We start from the raw sequence: 24164 nt of genomic DNA, 5'->3' as shown, positions 1-24164 counted from the left end.
GCCTTGACGTCGTCGTTGAGCCAGCCGGCCCGGCGGGCGGTCTCGAAGACCATCTTGAAGTGCAGCGACTGGCGGGCGTCGACCACGTACAGCAGTGTGTTCGCCTTCAGGTGGAAGACGCGGTCGCGGATGGCGGACAGGTCGGTGGCCGCGTAGCCGTAGCCGCCGTCGGACTTCTGCACGATCAGCGGGACCGGCTTGCCGTCCGGGCCCTTGACGTCGTCGAAGAAGACGCACAGGGCGCCCTCGGAGCGGACCGCGACGCCGGACTCCTCCAGCAGGCGGCAGGTCTCGGCCAGCATGTCGTTGTACCCGGACTCGCCGACGATGTCGGGGTCGCGGATCTCCATGTCCAGCTTCTGGAAGACGGAGAAGAAGTAGATCTTCGACTCGTCGACGAACTTCTGCCACATGGCGAGGGTGCGCGGGTCGCCGGCCTGGAGGTCGACCACCCGGCGGCGGGCGCGCGTCTTGAACTCCTCGTCGGAGTCGAACAGCTTGCGCGCGGCCTTGTAGAGGCGGTCCAGGTTGGACATCGCCTCCTCGCCGCTGACCTGGGTGTCCTTGTGGTCCAGCTCGTGCGGGTGCTCGTCCAGGTACTGGATGAGCATGCCGAACTGGGTGCCCCAGTCGCCGATGTGGTGGCGGCGGACGACGCTCTCGCCGGTGAACTCCAGCAGCCGCGCCATCGAGTCGCCGATCACCGCGGAGCGCAGGTGGCCGACGTGCATCTCCTTGGCCACGTTGGGCTGGGCGTAGTCGATCACCGTCGTGCCCGGCCGCTCGGCACGCGGCACGCCGAGGCGGCCCTCGGGGTCCGCGGCCCGCGCGGCGAGGTTCTCGGTGATCGCCCGGTCGGCGACCGTGATGTTCAGGAAGCCGGGGCCGGAGACCTCGACGTCCTGGATCACGTCGCCGGTGACCACGCCGGAGACGACCTGCGCGGCCAGCTCGCGCGGGTTGGCCTTGGCCCTCTTCGCCAGGGCGAGGATGCCGTTGGCCTGGTAGTCGGCCCGGTCGCTTCGTCGCAGCAGCGGGTCCGCGCCGGCGGCCTCGGGCAGGGAGGCGGCGAGGGCGGAGGCGAGGTGCTGCTGGACGGAGTCGCTCAGGGAGGTGACCGAGGCCATGGGTAAGGGTGCCGTTCTCCTCGTGGGGATGGATAGACACGGCCAGTATCCCATGGGGGTAAAGCCGTTTTCCCGGTCGCGGGCGCGTCTGGGAGGATGGGGAGGTCAGGGCTTCAGATGGTCAGGACTTTCCCACTCCCCGAGTTCCGAGATTCAAAGAGGACGTGCCGATCGTGGCTCAGAGCACCGAGACCACCGACTGGGTCTCCCGTTACGCGGATGAGGTCATCGCCGAGTCGGAGCGCCGGGCCCCGGGCAAACCGGTCGTCGTCGCGTCCGGGCTCTCCCCGTCCGGGCCCATCCACCTGGGGAACCTGCGTGAGGTCATGACCCCGCATCTGGTCGCCGACGAGATCCGGCGCCGCGGGTACCGGGTGCGGCACCTGATCTCCTGGGACGACTACGACCGGTACCGGAAGGTGCCGGCGGGCGTCGCCGGGGTGGACGAGAGCTGGGCCGAGCACATCGGCAAGCCGCTGACCTCCGTCCCGGCCCCGGCGGGCTCGCCGCACCCGAACTGGGCCGAGCACTTCAAGGCCGCGATGGTCGAGTCGCTGGCCGAGCTGGGCGTCGAGTTCGACGGGATCAGCCAGACCGCGCAGTACACCTCGGGTGTGTACCGGGAGCAGATCCTGCACGCGATGCGGCACCGCGGGGACATCGACGCCGTCCTCGCCCAGTACCGGACCAAGAAGGCCCCGGAGAAGAAGTCGCAGAAGCCGGTCGACGAGGCCGAGCTGGAGGCCGCCGAGGGATCGGGCGCCGCGTCCGAGGACGACGGCAGCTCCGGCTCCGCTGGGTACTTCCCGTACAAGCCGTACTGCGGCAACTGCGAGAAGGACTTCACCACCGTCACCGCCTACGACGACGACTCCACCGAGATGACGTACGCCTGCACCGTGTGCGGCTTCTCGGAGACCGTCCGCCTCAGCGAGTTCAACCGCGGCAAGCTGGTCTGGAAGGTCGACTGGCCCATGCGGTGGGCCTACGAGGGCGTGATCTTCGAGCCGAGCGGGGTGGACCACTCCTCCCCGGGTTCCAGCTTCCAGGTGGGCGGCCAGATCGTCGGGATCTTCGGCGGCAAGCAGCCGATCGGCCCGATGTACGCCTTCGTCGGCATCAGCGGCATGGCGAAGATGTCCTCCTCGCGCGGCGGCGTGCCCACCCCGGCCGACGCGCTGAAGATCATGGAGCCGCAGCTGCTGCGCTGGCTGTACGCCCGCCGCAAGCCCAACCAGTCCTTCAAGGTCGCCTTCGACCAGGAGATCCAGCGGCTCTACGACGAGTGGGACCGCCTGGAGGCGAAGGTCGCCGACGGCAGCGCGCTGCCGGCCGACGCGGCCGCGCACACGCGTGCCGTGCGCACCGCCGCCGGTGAGCTGCCGAGGACGCCCCGTCCGCTGCCGTACCGGACCCTGGCCTCCGTCGCCGACATCACCGCCGGCCACGAGGACCAGGCGCTGCGGATCCTCAGCGAGCTGGACCCGGAGCAGCCGCTGGCCTCCCTCGACGAGGCCCGGCCCCGGTACGACAAGGCCGAGGCGTGGATCAACACCCACGTCCCCGCCGACCAGCGGACCATCGTCCGCGACGAGGCCGACACCGAGCTGCTGAAGTCGCTCGACGACCAGGGCCGGGAGTCGGTCCGGCTGCTGCTGGACGGGCTCGCCGACCACTGGTCGCTGGACGGGCTGACCCACCTCGTCTACGGCGTGCCCAAGGTGCAGGCCGGGTTCTCCGCCGACGCCACGCCCAAGGAGCTGCCGCCGGAGATCAAGACCGCCCAGCGGTCCTTCTTCGCGCTGCTCTACCACCTGCTCGTCGGACGCGACACCGGCCCGCGCCTGCCCACGCTGCTGCTGGCCGTGGGGCAGGACCGGGTGCGCAAGCTGCTCGGCGAGTAACCCGGCCGAGACATGCCGAGACGAAGGGGGCGCCCGGTGTCCGCCGGGCGCCCCCTTCGTCGTACCTGCCGCGTACCTGCCGCCTCTCTGCCGCGCCCCCGCGCCGCTCAGGCGATGTGGTCCTCCTCCAGCTCCGCGTTGAAGCGGGCGGAGAAGCGGTCCACCAGCAGCTTGGTGTCGGCGTCGGTCAGGGCGATGCCGAACGTCGCCTCGACGTTGTCGCCGAACTCGCGCGGCGTCGGGAGGCTGCCGTTGATCGACTGCTTGAAGACCTGGTAGAACGCCTCCTCGTCCGGCTCGGGAGCCGCGGGGGCCGCGTGGGCCTCGGGGGCTTCGGGGGTTCCGGCGGCCTCGGTGGCCGGGGCGCCGCCGCCCTCGCCCAGCTCACGGGTGCGGTGGGGGCCGACCGGGACGGGGAAGCCGCCGGTCTCCTCCGGGGAGGGCTCGTGCGGCGGGGGCTCCTCGTCGTACTGGTCCCAGTACTCCTCGGCCTGCCTCTGCTCCTCGTACCACTGGGCGTACTGCTCGGCCGGGTCGTACGTCGGGTCGTAGCCGCCCTGGTACTCGACCTGGCGGGGGGTGTTGAACCACGGGCTCTGGTCGGCCTCGGGGGCGGGCATCGTCTCGGGGGCCCCCTGCGCGCCCCGCCCGCCGCCGCGGTCGCCCTCCAGCTGGGGGCGGCTCGCGCCGGCGGGCACGGCCGCCCCGGCGGGGGCCGGGTCCCGCCGGGGCGGCGGCGGGATCAGGGCCGGTTCGATGCCCGCGGCGGCCAGCCCGGCCGGGGCCGTGTCCGCGAGGGGGACGCCGTAGCGGGCCAGGCGCAGCGGCATCAGGGACTCCACCGGGGCCTTGCGGCGCCAGGCGCGGCCGAAGCGGGACCGCAGCCGGGCCTGGTAGACCAGGCGCTCCTGCTCCAGCTTGATGACCTGGTCGTAGGAGCGCAGCTCCCACAGCTTCATCCGGCGCCACAGCAGGAAGGTGGGTACGGGGGAGAGCAGCCAGCGGGTGAGGCGGACGCCCTCCATGTGCTTGTCGGCGGTGATGTCGGCGATGCGGCCGACCGCGTGCCGGGCCGCCTCGACGGCGACCACGAACAGCACCGGGATCACCGCGTGCATGCCCACGCCCAGCGGGTCCGGCCAGGCCGCCGCGCCGTTGAAGGCGATCGTCGCGGCCGTCAGCAGCCAAGCCGTCTGCCGCAGCAGCGGGAAGGGGATGCGGATCCAGGTCAGCAGCAGGTCCAGGGCGAGCAGGACGCAGATGCCCGCGTCGATGCCGATCGGGAAGACGTAACTGAAGTCGCCGAAGCCCTTGGTGAGGGCCAGCTCCTTGACGGCCGCGTAGGACCCCGCGAAGCCGATGCCGGCGATGATGACGGCACCGGTGACGACCACGCCGATGAGAATCCGGTGCATCCGTGTCAGCTGCAGTGGCGCGGCCACCCGTACCCCTCCCGTCGCGTGTTCTTGCGCGCAACAGAGTGGCACATGTGTTCAGGGGAACGGGTGGCCGGCCGGGCTCGGTGGCCGTCCGCGGTGGCTTCATCCGGCTTGGGCGGCCACGTGGTGGCGGGGCGTCAGCTCTTCTTCGCGGTCGACTTGGAGGACGAGCCGCTCTCCGTGCCGTCGGCGTCGCCGGTGCCGCCGGTGTCGTCCTGGGACGTGCCGGCCGAGCCCTTGGCGGCCGAGGAGCCGGCGGACGGCGAGCCGCTCGCCTTGCCGTCGGCGTCGTTGGCGTCCGTCACCGCGGCCACCGCCTCCTCGGCGGCCCTGCGGGCGTCCTTCAACAGGTCGTCGGCGTCCGGGGTCTTGTCGCCCGCCAGGCCCGCGCCGTTGTAGTCGACGGTGACGACGACGTTCTCGACGCGCGCGACGACCGTCTGCTGCTTGAAGGTGCCGTCCTTCTTCTTCAGGTCGTAGCGCACGGCCGTGGCCTCGTCGCCGGTCCCGGTGACCGGCTCCGCCTTCACCTTCCGCGCGCCCTCGGCCGCCTGCGCGTCCTGGACCTGCTTCCGGTAGTACTCGTGCGCCAGCTCGTCGCCCGCGCCGCGGGTGACGTCCGACTCGAACCGCAGCAGCGACACGTTCAGCCAGCGGAACTGCGAGCCCTTCACGCCGTTGTCGTCGAGGCTGCTCCAGGAGCAGCTGCCGCGGGTCGAGGTGTCGTCCGACGTGCCCTCCTTGCCGGACGCGCCGGCCTTGGGCACCAGGTCGCCCAGGGTGTCCTTCGACAGCACCTCGCACGGCTCCGGCAGCTTCGCGTACGCCGCCGGCCGCACCGTCGGCGAGGGGCTCGCGGACGCCGACGCGCTGCTCTTCACCGCCTTGCCGCCGTCGTCGCCGGAATCGGAGTCGGAGGAGCAGCCGGCGGCGACCAGCATCACGGGGACGGCGGCCGCGCAGACAAGGACGCGGGGGAGGCGCTTGGCTCGCCGGGCTCGCTGGGCACGCTGGTCTCGCTGGGCTCGTCGCTGCATGGTTCCTTCACTCATGACGCTCGTGGTTCCTGCGGTCCGGAACGGTTCCGAGGGGTCACGGTACGCGGTGGGGCAGCGGGGCGGGCGCGTACGGGGCGCGCCACGCGTGCTCGGCCCGGCGGACTGACGGCCGGTCAGCCGCTCAGCGCGTCCGCCAGCCGGGAGGCCAGTTTCCGCGCCCTGTCCTGCAATTCCGCGCTGTCCGGGACGACCCCCACGGTCGCCGGCTGCTCCGCGTACTCGATGGTCACGATGACGTTGGACGTGCGGAACGCCACAGTCACCGTGCGCTGTTCGGCGGTCGAGCCGGAGGCGCTCAGCTCGTCGTCGAGGAACGCCTCGTCGCCCAGGTCGTCGAGGAGGCGGGGCCGGAGGTCGGTGGACGGGCTGCCGGAGGGGCTCTCCGAGGCGCTCCCGGCGGCGCCCCCGGAGGCGCTCTGGGACGCGCCCTCGGCGGCGGAGGCGGAAGAAGAGGCCGAGGCCGACGGGCTGGGCGAGGTGCTCGCACCGTCCTCGCCGGAGCCGGAGCCGGAAGCGGAGCCCGGCCCGGACCCGGATTCGGGCCCGCCCGCGGTCCCGGAGGCCGGTCCGGTGGGCTCGGGAAGGCCGGCCGCGTCCGCCTTCGTCGCGAAGACCCGCTCGGCCTCGCTGTCGTCGCTGACCGCGGAGTCGTACGACACCACCCGCTCGAAGTCGACGAGCAGATGGTCGACGGCGTCCGCGGACTCCACCTTCCAGCGGCAGCCGACCTTGCGGTCGGTGTCGTAGGTGGGCGTCGCCTCGCCCGCGTACGCCTTCTCGCGCTGCTCCTCGTCCGCGATCTCCGTGATGCCGGGCAGGAGGGAGCCGAGCATCTCCTGGCCGACCGCGCCGCAGGGTTCGGGCAGCGTGCGGTACTTGCCGGGCTCGGCCGCGACCGTCGACCGGCCCGTGCCGCCCGGGTTGGCGTCGTCGGTCGTGCCGCCGTCGCCCGAGCCGCCCGTGCAGCCGGCCAGGACCGCCGCGAGGAGGGCGGCGAGGCCGGGTACGTACGCCTTCCGCTGCACGGTAGGGCTCCTCTCGACGGTGGCCTCGACGGTGGCCGTGTGGTCGGTCCTTCAGTGTCCCTGCTGGTTATTCGCTTGCCGCACGGGGGCGCCCCCCGGAGACAATGTGTATCGCACGCGCTGCCGCGGACGCCGGTCCGCCGTCCGGTTTCGTGGACCCTGGCGCCGGTTTTGCGCATTGGAACTTCTGTTTGCTTTCCGGGGGAATGAGGCCGATATGTCGTACGTGGAGCTGCCGGGCGCGAAGGTGCCGATCCGGATGTGGACCGACCCCGCCTCGGTCGAGGAGGTGGCGCTCCAGCAGCTGCGGAACGTCGCCACGCTGCCGTGGATCAAGGGGCTCGCCGTGATGCCCGACGTGCACTACGGCAAGGGCGCCACGGTCGGCTCCGTCATCGCCATGCAGGGCGCGGTGTGCCCGGCCGCGGTGGGCGTCGACATCGGGTGCGGGATGTCCGCGGTGAAGACGTCGCTGACGGCGAACGACCTGCCGGGGGATCTGTCGCGGCTGCGGTCGCGGATCGAGCAGGTGATACCGGTGGGGCGCGGGATGCACGACGACCCGGTCGACCCCGGGCGGCTGCACGGGTTCGCGACATCCGGGTGGGACGGCTTCTGGGAGCGGTTCGGCTCGGTCGCCGAGGCGGTCCGGTTCCGGGCGGAGCGCGCGGCCCGGCAGATGGGGACGCTGGGCGGTGGCAACCACTTCGTCGAGGTGTGCCTGGACACCGACGGGGCCGTGTGGCTGATGCTGCACTCGGGCTCGCGCAACATCGGCAAGGAGCTCGCCGAGCACCACATCGGCGTGGCCCGGCAGCTCCCGCACAACCAGGGTCTGGTCGACCGCGACCTCGCCGTCTTCGTGGCGGACACACCGCAGATGGCGGCGTACCGCAACGACCTGTTCTGGGCGCAGGAGTACGCCAGGTACAACCGCTCGATCATGATGGCGCTCCTGAAGGACGTGATCCGCAAGGAGTTCACGAAGGCGAGGCCGGCCTTCGAGCCGGAGATCAGCGCGCACCACAACTACGTGGCCGAGGAGCGCTACGACGGCATGGACCTGCTGGTCACCCGCAAGGGCGCGATCCGCGCGGGCTCCGGCGACTACGGCATCATCCCGGGCTCCATGGGCACGGGTTCGTACATCGTCCAGGGCCTCGGGAACGACAAGGCGTTCAACTCGGCCTCGCACGGCGCCGGCCGGCGCATGAGCCGCAACGCGGCCAAGCGGCGCTTCACGACCAAGGACCTGGAGGAGCAGACCCGGGGCGTGGAATGCCGCAAGGACTCCGGCGTCGTGGACGAGATCCCGGGCGCCTACAAGCCGATCGAGCAGGTCATCGACCAGCAGCGGGATCTGGTGCGGGTGGTGGCGAAGCTGAGGCAGGTCGTCTGCGTCAAGGGCTGACGGGCCGTCGGAAAGGCGCCGGGAGGGTCACGCCTCCCGGTGCACCTTCGTGTTGGACGCCTGGGCGCGCGGGCGGACGACGAGGAGGTCGATGTTGACGTGGCTGGGGCGGGTGACCGCCCAGGTGATGGTGTCGGCGACGTCGTCGGCGGTGAGCGGGTCGCGGACGCCTTCGTAGACCTTGTCCGCCCGCTCCCGGTCGCCGCCGAAGCGGGTCAGCGCGAACTCCTCCGTCTTCACCAGGCCGGGCGCGACCTCGATGACGCGGACCGGGCGGCCGACGATCTCCAGCCGCAGGGTCTCGGCCAGGACGTGGGCGCCGTGCTTGGCGGCGACATAGCCCGCGCCGCCCTCGTAGGTGCCGTGGCCGGCCGTGGAGGAGACGACCACCACCGTGCCGTCGCCGCTCGCCTCCAGCTTGGGCAGCAGGGCCTGGGTGAGGTTGAGGGTGCCGAGGACGTTCGTCTCGTACATCCGGCGCCAGTCCTCCGGGTCGCCGGTCGCCACCGGGTCCAGGCCGAGGGCGCCGCCGGCGTTGTTGACCAGGACGCCGATCGTCTTGAACGCCGTCGCGAACTCGTCCACCGCGGCGCGGTCGGTGACGTCGAGCTGGTACGCGGTCGCCGAGTGGCCGGCCGCGGTGATCTCCCCGGCGATCGCCTCGATGCGGTCCTTGCGGCGGGCGGTCAGCACGACCCGGTAGCCGGCGGCGGCGAGCTGCCTGGCCGTGGCGGCGCCGATGCCGCTGCTCGCACCGGTGACGACGGCGATGCGGGAGGCGGCGGACGGGGCGGCGGTGGCCATGGGCTGCTCCTCGGGAGACGGGTACGCGGGCCGGGTGACGCCCAGGGTAGGCGACGGCGGCGAACGGGCGGCCGGGGCGTCCGGTGACCGGACCGACCGGACCGCCGGCGGCCCGGCGCGGGTGCGGGGTGGGGCGCGCCCGGCCGTCAGCCGCCGTCGCGCGGTGCCCACATGATCACGGCCATGCCGGCGAGGCAGATCAGCGCGCCCGCGATGTCCCAGCGGTCGGGGCGGTAGCCGTCCGCGACCACGCCCCACAGGATCGACCCGGCGACGAAGATCCCGCCGTACGCGGCCAGGATGCGGCCGAAGTGGGCGTCGGGCTGGAACGTGGCGACGAAGCCGTACGCCCCGAGGGCCAGGACGCCGCCGGCCACCCACAGCCAGCCGCGATGTTCCCGCACGCCCTGCCAGACCAGCCAGGCGCCGCCGATCTCGAAGAGCGCGGCGACGGTGAACAGGGCGGCGGAGCGGAGGACGAGCATGCGGGCAGCTTCGCACGTGCCCCGCCGCCCGCCGTATGCCGCCCGCCGTAGGGCGTCCACCGTCCGCCGGAGGGCGTCCACCGTCCGCCGGAGGGCGTCCGGGCCCGTTGTGTCACCTGATGGATGGCGCCTGGCCTCGGCCGCGCGTGGGATACATCCGTGAGACGTGACTGACCGATGCCCGCGGCGCGGACCGGCGTCCGCCCCGCGGTGCGGGCCGGGAGGGTGAGCGGTATGAGCGACACGGCACGGGAGCGGCTGCTGGACGAGCTGTCCGCCGTCTCCCGCCGGTATCTGGCCTCCTACGCCCTGCTCACCCAGGCCGCCGCCGACCGGCTGGGGCTGCACCCCACCGACCTCCAGTGCCTGAACCTGCTCGTGCTGGAGGACGGGCGGCCGGTGACGACCGGCCGGATCGCCGAGCTGACCGGTCTGACCACCGGCGCGGCCACGCGGCTGGTGGACCGCCTGGAGAAGGCCGGATACGTGGTCCGGGAACGGGACGCGGCCGACCGGCGGCGGGTGCTGGTGGCGACGGTGCCGGAGAAGATCGTCGAGTTCCGGCGGATGTGGGAGCGGCTGGGCGACGGGTGGGTGGCCCTCTTCGACGACCTCGACGAGTCGCAGCTCGCGCTGCTCATCGGCCATCTGCGGCGGACGACCGAATTCGGCACGGCCCAGGTGGCGCGGCTGCGGGCGGGCGGCGACGGCGGCTGACGGCGGCCGCCGCCGGGCGGACCGTCCGCGCGCCACCCGAGGAATACGACCGGCCGGGGTGCCGTTCGAGGCTATAGTTGAACGGTCAACAACTGGAGGTTGAGCGACCATGCAGTTCGGGATCTTCACCGTCGGCGACGTCACGCCGGACCCGACGACCGGCCGTACGCCCACCGAGCGGGAGCGCATCAAGGCCATGGTCGCCATCGCGCTGAAGGCCGAGGAAGCCGGACTCGACGTCTTCGCGACCGGCGAGCACCACAACCCGCCGTTCGTGCCGTCGTCGCCGACCACGATGCTCGGATACATAGCGGCGCAGACGCGGCGGCTGGTCCTGTCCACGTCCACCACGCTGATCACCACCAACGACCCGGTGAAGATCGCCGAGGACTTCGCGATGCTCCAGCACCTGGCGGACGGCCGGGTCGACCTGATGATGGGGCGCGGCAACACCGGCCCGGTCTACCCGTGGTTCGGCCAGGACATCCGCCAGGGCATCAACCTGGCCATCGAGAACTACGCCCTGCTGCACCGGCTGTGGCGCGAGGACGTGGTGAACTGGGAGGGCAAGTTCCGTACGCCGCTCCAGGGCTTCACGTCCACGCCGCGCCCGCTGGACGGGGTACCGCCGTTCGTCTGGCACGGCTCGATCCGCTCCCCGGAGATCGCCGAGCAGGCCGCGTACTACGGCGACGGCTTCTTCCACAACAACATCTTCTGGCCGGCCGAGCACACCAGGCGGATGGTCGAGCTGTACCGGACCCGGTACGCCCACTACGGGCACGGCACGCCCGAGCAGGCCATCGTCGGGCTCGGCGGGCAGGTGTTCATGCGGCGGAACTCGCAGGACGCGGTGCGCGAGTTCCGCCCCTACTTCGACGTCGCCCCCGTCTACGGGCACGGCCCGTCGCTGGAGGAGTTCACCGAGCAGACCCCGCTGACGGTGGGGTCCCCGCAGCAGGTGATCGAGAAGACGCTGGGCTTCCGCGAGTACGCCGGTGACTACCAGCGCCAGCTGTTCCTCATCGACCACGCGGGCCTGCCCCTGAAGACCGTGCTGGAGCAGATCGACCTGCTCGGCGAGGAGGTCGTACCGGTGCTCCGCAAGGAGTTCGCCATCGGCCGCCCGGCCCACGTCCCGGACGCGCCGACCCACGCCTCCCTGCTGGCCGCCCGGCCGCGGTCCGAGAGCGCCGGGGAGGAGGTGGCCGCCCGATGAAGCTCGTCGTCGTCTCGGCGGGACTGGGCGTCCCGTCCTCCACCCGGCTGCTCGGCGACCGGCTGGCCGCCGCCGTGACCGGCTCCCACCCGGCACCGGACGGCCTCCGGGTGATCGAGCTGCGCGACCTCGCCGTGGCGATCGCGCACCACCTCACCAGCGGGTTCCCGGGCCCGGAGCTGTCCGCCGCGTTCGCGGACGTGGCCGGGGCGGACGCGGTGATCGCCGTCACGCCGGTGTTCTCCGGGTCGTACAGCGGGCTGTTCAAGTCGTTCTTCGACGTGCTGAGCGCGCACGACCGGGACGCCCTCGCGGGCAAGCCGGTCCTGATCGCCGCGACCGGCGGCAGCCCCCGCCACGCGCTCGTCCTCGACCACGCCCTGCGCCCGCTCTTCGCCCACTTCCACGCCGTCGTGGTCCCCACCGGTGTGTACGCCGCCGCCGAGGACTGGGGCGCCGGGGGCCTGGAGGAGCGGATCGAACGGGCCGCGGGGGAGCTGGCGGCGCTGGCGGGCGGGAGGACGGCACGGCCTCCGGCCGGGCGGACGCCGGAGGTGGTCCCGTTCGAGGAACAGCTCGCGGCGCTGCGGGGCGCCGGGGGAGAGCGGGGGAAGCGGGGCGCCGGGGGACAGGCGGGACTGCGGGCCGCCGGGTGACACCCCCGGGGTGAGAGGCCGGTAAGAAGACCGGCCGGGGGTGTCCGCACCCCGGCCCGCACCGCGAGGCGCCTTGGCAGACTGGACGCGTGCCCCAGACTGTTCTGCTCGCCGAGGACGACCGCGCCATCCGCCACGCCCTGGAGAGGGCCCTCACCCTGGAGGGTTACGAGGTCACCGCGGTGGCCGACGGCGTCGAGGCGCTGGCGCGGGCCCGGCGCGGCCGCCCCGACGTGCTCGTGCTGGACGTGATGATGCCCGGCATGGACGGGCTTCAGGTCTGCCGGTCGCTGCGCGCGGAGGGCGACCGCACGCCGATCCTGATGCTGACGGCGCTCGTGGAGACCCAGGACCGGATCGCCGGTCTCGACGCGGGCGCGGACGACTACGTCGTCAAGCCCTTCGACGTGGAGGAGGTCTTCGCCCGGTTGCGCGCGCTGCTGCGCCGCACCAGCCCGGCGGACACGGGAGGCTACGGCCCGCTCGGGGACGCACCGGGCGCGTCGTCGCAGGCGGCGGGCGGGGCGCAGGCACCGGCGTCCCCGGGCGCGCCGGACGCCCCCGGGCCGGCGGCCGGGCAGGTGGCCGAGCGGCCCGTCGAGGCGGCCGGGCTGCGGATGGACCCGCGGGCCCGCCGCGCCTGGCGGGGCGGGCGGGAGCTGGAGCTGACCCGCACCGAGTTCGAGCTGCTGGCGCTGCTGGTGCGCAACGCGGGCACCGTGCTGGACCACTCCACCATCTACGACCGCATCTGGGGCTACGACTTCGGCCCCGGCTCCAAGAACCTCGCCGTGTACGTCGGCTACCTGCGCCGCAAGCTGGACGAGCCGGGCGCGCCGCAGCTGATCCACACCGTGCGCGGCGTGGGTTACGTCCTGCGGGAGGGCTGAGTGGGCCGCCTGAGCCGCGTCCCGCGGCCGTGGGCTTGGCGGCGGGCGGCGGGAGGCGCGGCGGACGGGCGGCGGGCCGGGGCGCGGCCGGCCGGGAGCCGGTCCGCGGGATCGCCGGGGGCCGGGTGGCAGACGGCCGGGCGGCGGCCCCGGCTGCTGTCGCTGCGGACCACGTTCGCGGTGTCGTTCGCGGCCGTCACCGCGGTGGTCACGGTCCTCGTCGGCGTGCTGTCGTACAACGCCGCCGCCCGGCTGGTCCGCGTGGACCACGAGACCGTCTTCGCGCAGGTCGTGCAGGACCTGCGCAACGAGGTACGGCAGACCCGGATGTCGCCCGCCGACTTCTCCTCCAGCGCGCCGGGCCACGACCTGGTGCGCCCGGCCCGCACCGACGTGCAGGTCCTCGGAGCGGACGGCACCGTCACCGACGCGTCGAACCCGCGGCTGCCGGTCACCGACGCCGACCGCAGGACGGCGGCCGCCCCGGTGGCCGGGCGGATGGTCCAGCACCGGGACATCGACGTCGGCGACGACGTCTACCGCATCGCGACCGTCGCCCTCGGCGGCGGCCGGGGCGCGGTGCAGGTGGCGCAGGAGTTCAGCGACACCGAGGATCTGCTGCGGGCGCTCCAGCGGCGGACCCTGATCCTGATGGCCGCGGTCGTCACCGCCGCCGGGCTGTTCGGCTGGTGGCTGGCCCGGCGTATCACCCGCCGCCTGGTGGCGCTGACCGCCGCCGCCGAGGACGTCGCCCGCACCCGCCGCCTGGGCATCCAGGTCCCGGTCACCGGCTACGACGAGGTCGGCCGCCTCGGCCGCGCCTTCGACCGCATGCTGGGCCGCCTCGCCCAGTCCGAGGAGGACCAGCGCCGCCTGGTCCAGGACGCCGGCCATGAGCTGCGCACGCCGCTCACCTCGCTGCGGACCAACATCTCGCTGCTGCGCCGCATCGACGAACTGCCGCCCGAAGCCCGCGATGAACTGGTCGCCGACCTCGGCCAGGAGGCCCGCGAGCTGACCGACCTCGTCAACGAACTGGTCGACCTGGCGGCCGGCCAGTCCGACACCGAGCCCGCGCGGGAGGTGGACCTCGCCGAGCTCGCCCGCGAGGTCGCGGTGCTGGTACGGCGCCGCACCGGCCGGAAGATAACGGTCCGCGCGTGCGGCGACACCAGGGCCGTCGGCCGCCCCGGCATGCTGACCCGCGCGCTGTCCAACCTGGTCGAGAACGCCGCGAAGTTCGACCGCGACGGCACGGCGCCCATCGAGGTCGCCGTCGCCGGGCCCGCCCGGCCCGGCACGGTCCGCGTCGAGGTCCTCGACCGGGGCCCCGGCATCGCCGACGGCGATCTGGTCCGCGTCTTCGACCGCTTCTACCGCGCCGCCGACGCCCGCTCCCTGCCCGGCTCGGGCCTCGGCCTGTCCATCGTGCGGGAGGTGGCGCTCGCCCACGGGGGAGCACCGTTCGCCCACCGGCGGGACGGCGGCGGCTCGGTGATCGGCTTCACGGTGGGCGGGGGCGCGGCGGAGGAATAGGCGGCGGGGAGCCGGCCAACGATGGTGGACAGGAAGTAGCCCGGCAATCGGGGTGAATGTCATCACGCAGCCGCGCAATTCCGATGATAACGTTAATTCTTTTCGCTACTTAATGCCTCGTGGAACCCTTTTCGTGCGGTAGTGCATTCGTTCGGCGGACCCTAGATTCGGGTGAACAGGCATCCCCGGAAATCGGCGGATGCGTGTCTCAGTCAGCCTGCCGAGAGGGCCGAACCACCGGATGCGGAAACCCAATTCATGGTGCTCCGCCCTCCCTGTGAGCGGGCCAAGCGCACTTCTGCGCACACCCCACCACACACGAGGGAAGCGTCATGACAGTACCTCCCCAGCCGGGCCAGACGGACATCGTGAGCACCCCCTGCATTCAGGTCACCGGTACCGGCAGGCGCAATGATCCGTACGAACTCGAACCGGTCGTCAACCCAGATGACTGCAACGCACTGCGGTGTACACCCGAGGGGCTTCTGGTCCCGCGTACGGTCCCCTCGGGGATCGACCGCGGCGCGAACATCGGCGCCGCACGCTCCGTGGACATCGACGTCACCGACACCGGGGGTGACAACTGCCCCGACACGTGGACCATCGGCGCCCGTCTCACCCCCGTCTACGGGCAGGCCGCCGGCCAGAACCGTACGTTGCCCGTCAACGGCGAGTGGACCCCCACCGACTGCGTGGCGACGCTGCCGGAACCAGGGGTGTACCAGGTCACCGCCATGGCCGTGGGGCAGATCTGCGCCATCGCCAGGTTCAGCACCAACGTCTGGGTCTCGTTCGGTCTGCAGCGTGACAACGAGACAGTCCTGCGCGGCTACGGCCTGGTGCAGCACCAGTACGGCTTCCCGGCCGCCGGCAACGGCTACCAGGCGTGCCACGTCGGCCAGGGCTCCTTCACCGTGAACGTCGTCGTAGGCGACCGGGCCACCCTCCGCATCGTCGCCGTCGCCGAGGGCCGCGTGGCGGAGAACAGCACGGTGCAGCGGGCCGAGGTGCGCGCGCCCCGCATCACGTGGCACAAGATCTCCGACTAGGGGAGCGCGGGTGACCGACGAAACCATCACCGGTACGGATCCGTCTCCCGGCCCTCGCGCACGCTACTTCGTCAAGGAGGGCGAGGCCGCACAAGCCGTGTACAACCTCCGCGACGCAACCGCGTACTGGAAGCTGGGCTACGAGGAAATCGACGAACAGGAGTACCGGGCGAGTCTGCCGGACTCCGCTGCGGGGCCCTGCCTGGAGCACACCTCGGACTGAGAGGCAGGACATCGCCGCCCATGCGGACCTCGCTCGCGCGCTCCACAGCACAGCACAGCCCACCGTGCCCGGCCCGGTCACCTCGCACCGGCCGGGCACCACTCTTTCACCGGGAGACCCGCGCCCCCTGCCCCGGCGGACGCGATCGCCCTGGCCCCTGCCACGTTCAACACGATCAACAAGTGGGCCGCCGGGATCTCCGACACCCTCGCCCTGGGCATCCTGTGCGAGGCGTACGGCACGGGCACCCCGACCGCGGCGCTGCCCTACCCGAACTCCGCCCAGGCTGCCCACCCGGCCTACCAGCGGAGTCTGGACCGGCTGCGGGGTATGGGGGTCCTGGTCGGTTCCTGCGAACCGCACCGGCCGAGGGCCGGCGGCGCGGCGGATCTCTTCCGCTGGGAGGAAGCACCGGAGCTGCTGGAGCCTCTGGTCAGGACTTTCCGCCGGGCGAGGTGACCCGGCCCTGGGCCGAACCGGACGGCGAGCCGAAGACCTTCCGCCTCTTGGCGGCGCCGGCCGCGGCGGCCCGGGCCTGACGGCCCCTCCCGGCACATGACGAGGGCGGGGTCCGAAAACCCCACCCGAACCCACCGAAACCCAGCTCAGGGCCACACCAGGCAGTACGGCTGATGCCCCGCCTCATGCAGCCGGTGGCTGAAGTCCTGCCACTCGTGCAGCAACCGGTACACCGCGAACGCGTCCCGCGGGCCGCCCCGGTCCGGCACCGTCGACCAGATGAAGGCCGCCGCGCCGACCGCCTCCTCGCCGATGCCGCGCAGGGGATCGACGACGGTCATGGGGAGCTTGACGACGGCGTAGTCGGGGTGGAGGACGACGAGCTCCAGCGGGGGCACCCGGTGCAGGGGGACGCCCTCGATGCCGGTGAGGACCATGGCCGCCATGGTCTCCGGCTTGATCTTGGTGAACATGCCGTTCATGCCGAGCTCGTCGCCGCCGAGCTCCTCGGGGCGCATCGAGATCGGGACGCGGGCCGCGGTCGCGCCGTCGGGCGCGCCGAAGTACTTGTACGTCACCCCCACCCGGCCACCATTCCCGCTCCCCGCCCTCAGTCGGTCGACCCCGTGGTCGAGCCGGTCCGGCTCGCTCGGTGCGCCGTGTGCCCGGCGCGCTTCGGTCGTTTCCTCCGCGTCGCGCCGGTGCCTTCCCCGCCGGGCGCGCCGAGGGCCCAGGTCGCCGGTCCCCTCGCCCAGTCCGCCACCGCGATGCATATCTCCACCCGACTGCTTTTCTAGGACGCGTGGCCCCGGCCGCGCAACCCGATCATCGTGTCAGTGACCTCCCCCACGGCCGCGCGCCGAAACGTGCGGTGGAACATCTGTCCGCAGGAGGGCAGCCCCCGCACGCATGCCCGTGTGAACTCCGTGGATGGCCTCCAGTCTTGCAGACGATGGGGCTCCGTGGCTGGTTGTCCGATCAGTGCCGCGACGGACGCCTTCCGGTGGGCGCCGGGTGAGGCCGCCCGAGGCGGGCCGGACCGGCCGGCGACGGGCGGCCGGCCGGTGGCACGCTCGTGTGTTCCCGTGTTCCGGGTGGGGATGTGGGTCAGCGGTTCGTCCGCCCCGCGGACCCCCCTCACCGGTCCTCACCGGTCCTCACCGGTCCTCACCGGTCCTCACCGGTCCTCACCGGTCCTCACCGGTCCGCTCGGGTCCCGCGTCCGGCCCCGCCCGCGGTGCCCCCGGGCCCCGGCCCGACCCCCGCCCCCCGCTGCCGTCCGGCCCCCTGGCCTACCCTGAGGAGGTCACTGGCAACCGGAACCCGAGAAGCCAAGGACGCGCGAGAAGCCCGAGAAGCACGACGGAGAAGGTCGGAGAAGTCGCAGGTCATGAGCGATCTGGCATATCCATACGAAGCCCCAGCCTCGCAGGCTCTGTTCGACCGTGCGGCGGCCGTCACGCCCGGCGGCGTGAACTCCCCGGTGCGGGCCTTCCGCGCCGTGGGCGGCACGCCCCGGTTCATGGTGTCCGGCACCGGGCCGTATCTGACCGACGCCGACGGGCGGGAGTACGTCGACCTCGTCTGCTCCTGGGGTCCGATGATCCTCGGCCACGCGCACCCCGAGGTGATCGCCGCCGTGCAGGAGGCGGTCGCGCGCGGCACCTCCTTCGGCACGCCCGGTGAGGGCGAGGTCGCGCTCGCCGAGGAGATGACGGGCCGGGTCGCGCCGCTGGAGCAGGTGCGGCTGGTCTCCAGCGGCACCGAGGCGACCATGTCGGCGATCCGGCTGGCCCGCGGCTTCACCCAGCGGTCCAAGGTGGTCAAGTTCGCCGGCTGCTACCACGGGCACGTCGACTCGCTGCTCGCCGCGGCCGGTTCCGGTGTCGCCACCTTCGCCCTGCCGGACACCCCGGGCGTGACGGGCGCGCAGGCCGGCGACACCATCGTGCTGCCCTACAACGACCTCGACGCGGTGCGGGCCGCCTTCGCCGCCCACCCCGGTGAGATCGCCTGCGTGATCACCGAGGCGTCGCCGGGCAACATGGGCGTCGTACCGCCGCTGCCCGGCTTCAACCAGGGGCTGAAGGACCTGTGCGCCGAGAACGGCGCGCTGTACATCTCCGACGAGGTCATGACCGGGTTCCGGACCAGCCGCGCCGGGTGGTTCGGCGTCGACGGGGTCGTCCCCGACCTGATGACCTTCGGCAAGGTGATGGGCGGCGGCTTCCCGGCCGCGGCCTTCGGCGGGCGCGCCGACGTGATGGCGCACCTGGCCCCGGCCGGCCCCGTCTACCAGGCCGGCACCCTCTCCGGGAACCCGGTCGCCACCGCCGCCGGCCTGGCCCAGCTCCGCCTGCTCGACGACGCGGCGTACGACAGGGTCAACGCCGTCTCCGCGCAGATCCAGGCCCTGGTCACCGAGGCGCTGAGCAAGGAGGGCGTGGCGCACACGGTGCAGACCGCCTCCAACATGTTCTCCGTCTTCTTCACCGACCGGCCGGTGCGGAACTACGCGGACGCCAAGACGCAGGAGGCGTTCCGCTTCAACGCCTTCTTCCACGCGATGCTCGCGCGGGGCGTCTACCTGCCGCCGTCGGCCTTCGAGTCCTGGTTCGTGTCCACCGCGCACGACGAGCGGGCGGTCCAGCGGATCGCCGACGCGCTTCCGGCGGCGGCGCGGGCGGCGGCGGAGGCGACCGCATGAGCGGCACCGCCGGCGGCGACATCACCGTCGTCCACCTGATGCGGCACGGCGAGGTGGAGAACCCCACCGGTGTGCTGTACGGCCGCCTGCCCGGCTACCACCTGTCCGAGCTGGGCCGGCGCATGGCCGACCGGGTCGCCGAGCACCTCGCCCCCCGCGATATCACCTACGTCGTCGCCTCCCCGCTGGAGCGGGCGCAGGAGACGGCGACGCCGATCGCCAAGGCGCACGGACTGGACCTGGCCACCGACGAGCGGCTCATCGAGGCCGACAACGTCTTCCAGGGCAAGACGTTCGGCGTCGGGGACGGCGCGCTGCGCCGGCCGGAGAACTGGAAGCATCTGGTCAACCCGTTCCGGCCGTCGTGGGGCGAGCCGTACGTCGACCAGGTGGTGCGCATGATGGGCGCGCTGGACGCGGCCAAGGACCGGGCCCGCGGCCATGAGGCGGTGCTGGTCAGCCACCAGCTGCCGATCTGGATCGTGCGGTCGTACGTCGAGCGCCGCCGGCTCTGGCACGACCCGCGCAAGCGGCAGTGCACGCTCGCGTCGCTGACGTCGTTCACGTACCAGGGCGACCGGATCGTGTCCGTCGGCTACACGGAGCCCGCCCGCGACCTCGTCCCCGCCCACCTGCTGGCGGGCGCCAGGCCCGCCAAGGGGCAGGGCAAGGCGTACGGGGCGTGATCCCCCGGCCGGGGGCCGCCACCCGCGCGAGTGGCCTCCGCCGGGCGGCCACCAGCCCGGCCAGGTGATCCGTCGACCGGTCTCCGTCACCGCCTGGTGATCCGCCGCCGGTCTCCGCCCCAGGCGGCCGGTCCCCGCGTTCTTCCGGGTCGTCCGTACACATTCCGCACGCATATTCGTAAATCGCACGGATTTCCGGAACCTCCCCTTCCGTCACGTCCTCTGACTGGGTGACCACCAGAGGACGTGACGAACGGGGATGCGATGCGCACTCTCTCCCGCAGGGGAATGCTCGGGCTCGGCGCGGGCGCCGCGGCCGCCGCCGGACTGACCGGCTGCGGCTCCCGCACGGTGACGGACGGCACCCGGCACGCCGGCGGTTCCGGCGGCCGGCCGTCGGCGTCCGGCGGTACCCCGCCGCCCGCCCGGCCCCTCGGCGACGGTTCCACGGCGTACACCGGCAAGCAGCCCCACCAGCCGGAGCCGCCGGTGCCGCTGGAGCCGGGTCAGGCCCCGCCGCAGTTCGTCGTCTTCTCCTGGGACGGGGCCGGCGAGGTCGGCAACGGCCTCTTCCCGCGCTTTTTGGACCTCGCCAAGGAGCACGGCGCGCACATGACCTTCTTCCTCTCGGGCCTGTACCTGCTGCCCGAGTCGAAGAAGCGGCTGTACGACCCGCCGAACAATCCGCGCGGCGCCTCCGACATCGGCTACCTCACCGACGCGCACATCAAGGACACCCTGACGTGCGTCCGCCGGGCCTGGCTGGAGGGGCACGAGATCGGCACCCACTTCAACGGGCACTTCTGCGCCGGGCGGGGCAGCGTCGCCCACTGGACCCCGCGGCAGTGGCGCAGCGAGATCGAGCAGGCGAAGTCCTTCGTGCGGCGGTGGCGGACCCACACCGGCTGGACCGACCTGCCGCCCCTCCCGTTCGACTACGACAAGGAACTCGCCGGCGGCCGCACGCCCTGCCTGCTCGGCCAGGAGAACCTGCTGCCCGTCGCCCGCGAGCTCGGCTGGCGCTACGACGCCTCCTCGCCCGGCGGCCGCCAGGTCTGGCCGGTCAAGCGGCGGGGGATCTGGGACCTGCCGTTGCAGCAGATACCTTTCCCCGGGCGTTCCTTCGAGGTGCTCTCGATGGACTACAACATGCTCGCCAACCAGTCGCTCAACTCCACCAAGGCGCCCGCCCACAACCACCCCGGATGGCGGGAACAGTCGGCGCAGGCGTACATCTCCGGCTTCAAGCGGGCATACGAGACAAACAGGGCACCTTTCTTCATCGGCAACCATTTCGAGGAGTGGAACGGCGGCATCTACATGGACGCCGTGGAACAGGCCCTGAAGCACATCGCGCGGGAGCGGGAGAAGGGCGGGGACATCCGGCTGGTCTCCTTCCGGCAGTTCACCGACTGGCTGGACGTCCAGCGGCCCCAGCTGCTGGCGAAGTGGCGCACCCTTGATGTGGGACAGGCGCCGGCCGCCGGGTGGAAGCGGCTCTGAAATGCGGGTTTCCGCGCGCGAGGGGGGTGCGAAAGATCCCCGGAACGGACATGCGAAACTTTTCACATGAGTGCCGCCAGCCGCGCTTCCCTGCGCTCGAACCGCGCCACCGCCCGTGTCCGCCGCCGTGCCGCCCTCGGTGCCGGTGCCGCCGTGGCCGCGCTGCTCGTCTCCGCGTGCGGGTCCGGTGGGACCTCCGGCGGAGGCGGCGACACCCACTTCATCACCGGCTCCGACGGCATCGCCACGGTCGACAAGGGCGAGCGGGCCGACGCCCCCGACCTGTCCGGCGAGACCGTCGACGGCAAGCAGCTCGACGTCGACGACTACCAGGGCAAGGTCGTCGTCCTCAACGTGTGGGGCTCCTGGTGCCCGCCCTGCCGCGCCGAGGCGAAGAACTTCCAGAAGGTCTACGAGGACGTCAAGGACCAGGGCGTCCAGTTCGTCGGCATCAACACCCGCGACACCTCCACCGGCCCGGCCCGGGCCTTCGAGAAGGAGTACGGGGTCACCTACCCGAGCCTGTACGACCCGACGGGCAAGCTGATGCTCCGCTTCGAGAAGGGCACGCTCAACCCGCAGGCCATCCCGTCCACGCTCGTCATCGACCGGGACGGGAAGATCGCCGCGCGCACCCTCCAGGCACTCAGCGAGGAGAAGCTGCGCTCGATGCTCGAACCGGTCCTGGCGGAGAAGTGACGTGAGCGCGCTCTCCACGCTCGCGGCGACCGGCTACAACGGCACGGTGCTCAACGGCGCCCTGCTGGTGGCCCTGCCCATCGCCCTCCTCGGCGGCCTCGTCTCCTTCTTCTCGCCGTGCGTCCTGCCCCTGGTCCCCGGCTACCTGTCCTACGTGACCGGGGTCACCGGCACCGACCTCGCCGAGGCGCGGCGCGGCCGGATGGTCGCCGGCGCCTCGCTCTTCGTCCTCGGTTTCACGGCCGTGTTCGTCTCCAGCGGCGCGCTGTTCGGTTTCTTCGGGGAGACGCTCCAGGCCAACCGGGGCGTCCTGACGAAGGTCCTGGGCGTCCTCATGATCCTCATGGGCGTCTTCTTCATGGGCCTGATGCCCTGGCTCACCCAGCGCGAGTTCCGCCTGCACAAGCGGCCCGTGAGCGGGCTGGTCGGCGCCCCCCTGCTGGGGGCGCTGTTCGGCATCGGCTGGACGCCGTGCATCGGCCCCACCCTGTCGTCCGTGCTGATGCTCTCCTCCGAGCAGGGCACCGCCGGGCGCGGCGCGATCCTGACCGTCGCCTACTGCCTGGGCCTCGGTCTGCCCTTCGTGCTCGCCGCGGTGGCCTTCCGCAAGGCCCTCGGCGCCTTCGGCTGGGTCAAACGCCACTACGACTGGGTGATGCGCGTCGGCGGCACGATGATGATCGCGACCGGTCTGCTGCTGCTGACCGGCGCCTGGGACGGCATCGTGCAGTCCATGCAGACCTGGTCCAACGGCTTCAGTGTGGGGATCTGATGAGCAAGACCACGACCGACACGTCCCCGGCCGGCACGTCCCCGGGCGGCGCCGAGGACCAGGACCTGGGCGCCGCCGGCTCGCAGCTGTCCACGGCACCCGCGGAGGACGCGCCCAGCATGCCCGCCCTGGGCGTCATCGGCTGGGCCCGCTGGTTCTGGCGGCAGCTCACCTCGATGCGGGTGGCGCTGCTGCTGCTCCTGCTGCTGTCGCTGGGCGCCATCCCGGGGTCGCTGATCCCGCAGACCGGCATCGACGCCACCCAGGTCGAGGACTTCCGGCAGCGGCACGAGACCCTCGCCCCGATCTACGACAAGCTCGGCCTCTTCCACGTCTACAGCTCGGTGTGGTTCTCCGCGATCTACATCCTGCTGTTCGTCTCCCTCATCGGCTGCATCGTGCCGCGCACCTGGCAGTTCGTCGGCCAGCTGCGCGGCCGCCCGCCGAAGGCCCCCAAGCGCCTGACCCGGCTGCCCGCCTACACCACCTGGCGCACCGAGGCCGAGCCCGAGCAGGTCCGCGAGGCCGCGCTCGCCCTGCTGAAGAAGCGCCGCTTCCGCGCCCACGCCGCCGGTGACGCCGTCGCCGCCGAGAAGGGCTACCTGCGCGAGGTGGGCAACCTCGTCTTCCACATCGCGCTGATCGTGATGCTGGTCGCCTTCGCCTGGGGGCAGCTGTTCAAGTTCGAGGGCAACAAGCTGATCCTGGAGGGCGACGGCTTCTCCAACACCCTCACCCAGTACGACGACCAGAAGTCCGGCACCCTGTTCACGCCCGACGACCTGGAGCCGTTCAGCTTCGTCCTGAAGGACTTCAAGGGCACCTACGAGGCGACCGGGCCCAACCGCGGCACCCCGCGCACCTACGAGGCGGACGTCACCTACAGCGTCGGCGCCTACGGCGAGGAGAAGCAGACCACCGTCAAGGTGAACGAGCCGCTGAAGATCGACGGATCGAAGGTCTACCTCGTCAGCCACGGCTACGCGCCCGTCCTCACCGTCAGGGACGGCAGGGGCAACGTGGTCATGGACCGCGAGGCCGTCCCGCTGCTGCCGCTGGACGCCAACGTCACCTCCTCCGGCGCCGTCAAGGTGATGGACGGCTACCGCAACGCCGAGGGGAAGAAGGAGCAGCTCGGCTTCAACGCCCACTTCCTGCCGGCCTACGGCGGGAAGGGGACGACGATGCTGTCCCGGTTCCCCGCGCTGATCAACCCGATGCTGGCGCTCTCCGCCTACCACGGCGACCTCGGCGTCGACTCGGGCATCCCGCAGAGCGTCTACCAGCTCGACAAGAAGAACCTGAAGGAGTTCAAGGACTCCGACGGGAAGCTGTTCAAGAAGCAGCTCGCGATCGGCCAGACCATGACCCTCCCGGACGGGGCCGGCTCGGTCACCTTCGAGGGCGTCAAGGAGTGGGCGGGCTTCCAGATCACCCGCCAGCCCGCCAGCGGCTGGGCGCTCGCCGGTGCCGTCGCCGCCATCTTCGGCCTCGCCGGCTCCCTGTTCATCCAGCGCCGCCGGGTGTGGGTGCGGGCCGTCAAGGGCGCCGACGGCGTCACCGTCGTCGAGATGGCCGGCCTCGGCCGCAGCGAGTCCGCCAAGGTGCCCGAGGAGCTCGGCGAACTCGCCGGGATCCTGTACGAGCGGGCTCCCGGCGCCCCCGAACCCGACCCCTCCCCCCGGTCCGGTCCCCCGGACACCCCCGACCCCGCAGCCGTACCTGCCGAGAGGGCTGAGAAGAAGTGACTCTCGCCGCCGCACCCGATCTCGCCGCCGCGACCGAGCTGGCCGCC

The 24164-nt window shown here is 72.3% G+C and carries 22 protein-coding genes and 1 pseudogene; 16 read left to right on the top strand and 7 right to left on the bottom strand.

Features of this window, described 5'->3' with window-relative positions:
• Positions 1 to 1127: arginine--tRNA ligase (gene argS / locus AB0L74_RS21085; protein WP_365654272.1), on the bottom strand; the 1127-nt coding region annotated here is incomplete at its 3' end.
• Positions 1128 to 1291: 164 nt separating this feature from the next.
• Between argS and lysS the strand changes: the two genes are divergently transcribed.
• On the top strand, positions 1292 to 3031 hold the full coding sequence (gene lysS / locus AB0L74_RS21080; protein WP_365654270.1) for a lysine--tRNA ligase: 1740 nt from the start codon (positions 1292 to 1294) through the stop codon (positions 3029 to 3031).
• Between the two features lie 107 nt (positions 3032 to 3138).
• Here the strand turns inward: lysS and AB0L74_RS21075 are convergent, their stop codons facing one another.
• From AB0L74_RS21075 to AB0L74_RS21065, 3 genes are all read right to left on the bottom strand, one after another.
• On the bottom strand, positions 3139 to 4473 hold the full coding sequence (locus AB0L74_RS21075; RefSeq protein ID WP_365654268.1) for a DUF2637 domain-containing protein: 1335 nt from the start codon (positions 4471 to 4473) through the stop codon (positions 3139 to 3141).
• A gap of 134 nt (positions 4474 to 4607) precedes the next feature.
• Positions 4608 to 5522, bottom strand: a complete 915-nt coding sequence (locus AB0L74_RS21070; protein WP_365654265.1) for a DUF3558 family protein — start codon at positions 5520 to 5522, stop codon at positions 4608 to 4610.
• A gap of 119 nt (positions 5523 to 5641) precedes the next feature.
• Complete coding sequence (locus AB0L74_RS21065; RefSeq protein WP_365654263.1) at positions 5642 to 6553, bottom strand: DUF3558 domain-containing protein; 912 nt, start codon at positions 6551 to 6553, stop codon at positions 5642 to 5644.
• A 217-nt stretch (positions 6554 to 6770) separates the two neighbouring features.
• Here AB0L74_RS21065 and AB0L74_RS21060 point away from each other — a divergent pair, with 217 nt between their 5' ends.
• Positions 6771 to 7964, top strand: coding sequence for an RtcB family protein (locus tag AB0L74_RS21060; protein ID WP_365654260.1), 1194 nt, complete (start codon positions 6771 to 6773; stop codon positions 7962 to 7964).
• A gap of 27 nt (positions 7965 to 7991) precedes the next feature.
• Here AB0L74_RS21060 and AB0L74_RS21055 read toward each other — a convergent pair whose 3' ends face one another.
• Together AB0L74_RS21055 and AB0L74_RS21050 are read right to left on the bottom strand one after the other, a co-directional pair.
• Entirely contained in the window at positions 7992 to 8768 is a 777-nt protein-coding gene (locus AB0L74_RS21055; protein WP_365654257.1) for an SDR family NAD(P)-dependent oxidoreductase, read from the bottom strand.
• Between the two features lie 146 nt (positions 8769 to 8914).
• Positions 8915 to 9253, bottom strand: coding sequence for a YnfA family protein (locus tag AB0L74_RS21050; protein WP_365654255.1), 339 nt, complete (start codon positions 9251 to 9253; stop codon positions 8915 to 8917).
• Positions 9254 to 9487: 234 nt separating this feature from the next.
• Between AB0L74_RS21050 and AB0L74_RS21045 the strand changes: the two genes are divergently transcribed.
• From AB0L74_RS21045 to AB0L74_RS21010, 8 genes and pseudogenes are all read left to right on the top strand, one after another.
• Positions 9488 to 9970: a MarR family transcriptional regulator gene (locus AB0L74_RS21045; RefSeq protein ID WP_365654253.1), complete on the top strand. Its 483-nt coding sequence runs from the start codon at positions 9488 to 9490 to the stop codon at positions 9968 to 9970.
• A gap of 109 nt (positions 9971 to 10079) precedes the next feature.
• Positions 10080 to 11189, top strand: a complete 1110-nt coding sequence (locus AB0L74_RS21040; RefSeq protein WP_365654250.1) for an LLM class flavin-dependent oxidoreductase — start codon at positions 10080 to 10082, stop codon at positions 11187 to 11189.
• Positions 11186 to 11845 (top strand): CE1759 family FMN reductase, encoded by a 660-nt coding sequence (locus AB0L74_RS21035; protein ID WP_365654248.1) that lies wholly within the window; start codon positions 11186 to 11188, stop codon positions 11843 to 11845. Before AB0L74_RS21040 ends, AB0L74_RS21035 begins: the two co-directional genes overlap by 4 nt.
• Positions 11846 to 11934: 89 nt before the next feature.
• Complete coding sequence (locus AB0L74_RS21030) at positions 11935 to 12735, top strand: response regulator transcription factor (protein WP_365654245.1); 801 nt, start codon at positions 11935 to 11937, stop codon at positions 12733 to 12735.
• A 153-nt stretch (positions 12736 to 12888) separates the two neighbouring features.
• Positions 12889 to 14271 carry a HAMP domain-containing sensor histidine kinase gene (locus AB0L74_RS21025; protein ID WP_365654293.1) on the top strand — a complete coding sequence of 461 codons (1383 nt, stop codon included), beginning with the start codon at positions 12889 to 12891 and terminating at the stop codon, positions 14269 to 14271.
• 332 nt (positions 14272 to 14603) lie between these two features.
• Positions 14604 to 15320, top strand: coding sequence for a hypothetical protein (locus AB0L74_RS21020; RefSeq protein ID WP_365654242.1), 717 nt, complete (start codon positions 14604 to 14606; stop codon positions 15318 to 15320).
• Positions 15321 to 15330: 10 nt separating this feature from the next.
• Positions 15331 to 15543, top strand: coding sequence for a hypothetical protein (locus AB0L74_RS21015; RefSeq protein WP_365654239.1), 213 nt, complete (start codon positions 15331 to 15333; stop codon positions 15541 to 15543).
• Between the two features lie 132 nt (positions 15544 to 15675).
• Positions 15676 to 16002: pseudogene (locus AB0L74_RS21010) on the top strand (flavoprotein); the annotation flags it as partial.
• Positions 16003 to 16148: 146 nt separating this feature from the next.
• On the opposite strand, the gene AB0L74_RS21005 reads toward AB0L74_RS21010, so the two are convergent.
• Positions 16149 to 16775 (bottom strand): hypothetical protein, encoded by a 627-nt coding sequence (locus AB0L74_RS21005; RefSeq protein ID WP_365654237.1) that lies wholly within the window; start codon positions 16773 to 16775, stop codon positions 16149 to 16151.
• Between the two features lie 617 nt (positions 16776 to 17392).
• Between AB0L74_RS21005 and hemL the strand changes: the two genes are divergently transcribed.
• From hemL to AB0L74_RS20975, 6 genes are all read left to right on the top strand, one after another.
• Positions 17393 to 18709, top strand: coding sequence for a glutamate-1-semialdehyde 2,1-aminomutase (hemL, locus tag AB0L74_RS21000; RefSeq protein WP_365654234.1), 1317 nt, complete (start codon positions 17393 to 17395; stop codon positions 18707 to 18709).
• Positions 18706 to 19395, top strand: coding sequence for a histidine phosphatase family protein (locus tag AB0L74_RS20995; protein WP_365654232.1), 690 nt, complete (start codon positions 18706 to 18708; stop codon positions 19393 to 19395). The genes hemL and AB0L74_RS20995 overlap by 4 nt, the downstream gene beginning before the upstream one ends.
• Positions 19396 to 19683: 288 nt before the next feature.
• On the top strand, positions 19684 to 20898 hold the full coding sequence (locus tag AB0L74_RS20990) for a hypothetical protein (RefSeq protein ID WP_365654291.1): 1215 nt from the start codon (positions 19684 to 19686) through the stop codon (positions 20896 to 20898).
• A gap of 66 nt (positions 20899 to 20964) precedes the next feature.
• On the top strand, positions 20965 to 21597 hold the full coding sequence (locus AB0L74_RS20985) for a TlpA disulfide reductase family protein (protein ID WP_365654229.1): 633 nt from the start codon (positions 20965 to 20967) through the stop codon (positions 21595 to 21597).
• A gap of 1 nt (position 21598) precedes the next feature.
• Positions 21599 to 22369, top strand: coding sequence for a cytochrome c biogenesis protein CcdA (locus AB0L74_RS20980; RefSeq protein WP_365654226.1), 771 nt, complete (start codon positions 21599 to 21601; stop codon positions 22367 to 22369).
• Entirely contained in the window at positions 22369 to 24117 is a 1749-nt protein-coding gene (locus AB0L74_RS20975; RefSeq protein ID WP_365654224.1) for a cytochrome c biogenesis protein ResB, read from the top strand. Before AB0L74_RS20980 ends, AB0L74_RS20975 begins: the two co-directional genes overlap by 1 nt.
• Positions 24118 to 24164 lie beyond the last annotated feature (47 nt).

This window comes from Streptomyces sp. NPDC052020 (assembly GCF_040680575.1).
Classification (GTDB): domain Bacteria; phylum Actinomycetota; class Actinomycetes; order Streptomycetales; family Streptomycetaceae; genus Streptomyces.
The sequence above is the reverse complement of the archived record's forward strand: the minus strand, read 5'-3'. Positions and strand labels throughout refer to the sequence as shown.

Bases quoted from the DNA above. Each gene is read 5' to 3' on its own strand.
- AB0L74_RS21040 (WP_365654250.1), top strand. From the start codon at position 10,080: ATGCAGTTCGGGATCTTCACCGTCGGCGACGTCACGCCGGACCCGACG.
- AB0L74_RS21055 (WP_365654257.1), bottom strand. From the start codon at position 8,768: ATGGCCACCGCCGCCCCGTCCGCCGCCTCCCGCATCGCCGTCGTCACC.
- AB0L74_RS21035 (WP_365654248.1), top strand. From the start codon at position 11,186: ATGAAGCTCGTCGTCGTCTCGGCGGGACTGGGCGTCCCGTCCTCCACC.
- AB0L74_RS21070 (WP_365654265.1), bottom strand. From the start codon at position 5,522: ATGAGTGAAGGAACCATGCAGCGACGAGCCCAGCGAGACCAGCGTGCC.
- AB0L74_RS21060 (WP_365654260.1), top strand. From the start codon at position 6,771: ATGTCGTACGTGGAGCTGCCGGGCGCGAAGGTGCCGATCCGGATGTGG.
- AB0L74_RS21020 (WP_365654242.1), top strand. From the start codon at position 14,604: ATGACAGTACCTCCCCAGCCGGGCCAGACGGACATCGTGAGCACCCCC.
- AB0L74_RS21005 (WP_365654237.1), bottom strand. From the start codon at position 16,775: ATGCATCGCGGTGGCGGACTGGGCGAGGGGACCGGCGACCTGGGCCCT.
- AB0L74_RS21050 (WP_365654255.1), bottom strand. From the start codon at position 9,253: ATGCTCGTCCTCCGCTCCGCCGCCCTGTTCACCGTCGCCGCGCTCTTC.
- AB0L74_RS20975 (WP_365654224.1), top strand. From the start codon at position 22,369: ATGAGCAAGACCACGACCGACACGTCCCCGGCCGGCACGTCCCCGGGC.
- hemL (WP_365654234.1), top strand. From the start codon at position 17,393: ATGAGCGATCTGGCATATCCATACGAAGCCCCAGCCTCGCAGGCTCTG.
- AB0L74_RS20985 (WP_365654229.1), top strand. From the start codon at position 20,965: ATGAGTGCCGCCAGCCGCGCTTCCCTGCGCTCGAACCGCGCCACCGCC.
- AB0L74_RS20990 (WP_365654291.1), top strand. From the start codon at position 19,684: ATGCTCGGGCTCGGCGCGGGCGCCGCGGCCGCCGCCGGACTGACCGGC.
- AB0L74_RS21045 (WP_365654253.1), top strand. From the start codon at position 9,488: ATGAGCGACACGGCACGGGAGCGGCTGCTGGACGAGCTGTCCGCCGTC.
- AB0L74_RS20995 (WP_365654232.1), top strand. From the start codon at position 18,706: ATGAGCGGCACCGCCGGCGGCGACATCACCGTCGTCCACCTGATGCGG.